This window comes from Sphingomonas sp. JC676 (assembly GCF_014489075.1).
GTDB lineage: Bacteria > Pseudomonadota > Alphaproteobacteria > Sphingomonadales > Sphingomonadaceae > Sphingomonas.
Genome location: NZ_JACTGR010000026.1, coordinates 1 through 1,283 on the forward strand (window position 1 = coordinate 1; position 1,283 = coordinate 1,283).

The following is a 1,283-nucleotide window of genomic DNA, read 5'->3' on the forward strand; positions in this document are numbered from 1 at the left end:
GGGAGCATGGTCGTCTTCGCGGTCGGCATAGGCCGCCGCATCATGGGGCTTCGCGGGACGGTCCTTCCAATGTTCGTTACGCACGAAGCGAACCGAAGTTCGTGGTGCAACGGCAGCTGCGGAATGGACCAGCCTACGTCCCGGCAGGGACGCCTCGTCACGCCATAGGCGCTTTCGAGCTCGTGAGTTAAGCGGTGGCGATCTTCGTCCTGGTGAAGAGTTCACCTGAGCGGAGCATCGCATGCATGATGACGGCGAGCTTGCGTGCGACGGCGACTGCGGCCCGCTTGAAGCCGATCTTCTCGCGAAGCTTCATGCCCCAGCGGCGCAGATCACTGTCGGCGTGACTGCGGGTCAGGATCACGACGGCTGCCTCGTACAGGAGTGCGCGGACGTGGGTGTCGCCACGTCGGGAGATGTGGCCGTCATAGTCGACCTCGCCTGATTGATAGCGTCTTGTGGTCAGTCCGAGCCAGGCACCGACCGAACGGGATCGGCTGAAGTTGGCAGGATCCTCAACCGCGGTCAGGTATGCCGTAGCGGTGATCGCTCCGACACCGGGGATCGTCATCAGCTGCTGACACTGCTGGCTCCTGCGGGCCTCGGCGAGGAGCTGCCGGCTCAGTTCGGTCGCCTGGATGCGCATGCTCCGCCATGCCTCAAGCAGAGGCAGGATGATCCGGGCGAGTTCGGTATGGCCGTCGAGCAAGGAGCGAACGTTCGCGTCGAACTTGCCGCCTATGCCACGCGGCACAATGAGCCCGAACGTCTTCATCAACCCGCGGACCTGGTTCGCTACATCCAACGTCGCCCGGACGAGCTTCGTTCGCGCCGCAACCAGCGTGCGCGACAGCATGCTGTCGAAGCCCTTCACCCGCACCTCACGGAAGAAGCCGACCTCTGCCAGATGAGCGAGACCGTCCGCATCGTTGGCGTCCGTCTTGTTGGCAGCCATGTCGAGCGCAGCTTTCGCATGACGCGCATCTATGCAGATCGCCGGCAACCCCTCCGCGATGAGCGCATGGAAGAACCAGACAGAGAGCGGCCCAGTCTCGAACACCACCCGCTTCGCGGCAGGCGCATGCTTGCGGATCAGTGCCGCGAGCAGCTGCGGATCCGACGCGCACTTGCCGCGCCAGACCCGCTTACCCGCGCGCCGGATAGATACCGCCGTCTCTTTCAGCGAGACGTCTAGTCCGATATACTCGTCCATGGCTGTTCTCCGTCCGATGTATGGGCCCGGCTGCAAGTCGTGAGCCCGCACCTTCATCTATCGGGGAACA

General features: G+C 63.7%; 1 protein-coding gene. It reads right to left on the bottom strand.

Annotated elements, in window-relative coordinates:
* Positions 1-187 precede the first annotated feature (187 nt).
* The gene (locus tag IAG41_RS22860; RefSeq protein WP_187731013.1) at positions 188-1,213 is read right to left on the bottom strand and encodes an IS110 family transposase; all 1,026 of its coding nucleotides are present in this window, start codon (positions 1,211-1,213) and stop codon (positions 188-190) included.
* Positions 1,214-1,283 lie beyond the last annotated feature (70 nt).

Coding starts and splice junctions, on each gene's coding strand:
- IAG41_RS22860 (WP_187731013.1), bottom strand. CDS start 1,213: ATGGACGAGTATATCGGACTAGACGTCTCGCTGAAAGAGACGGCGGTA.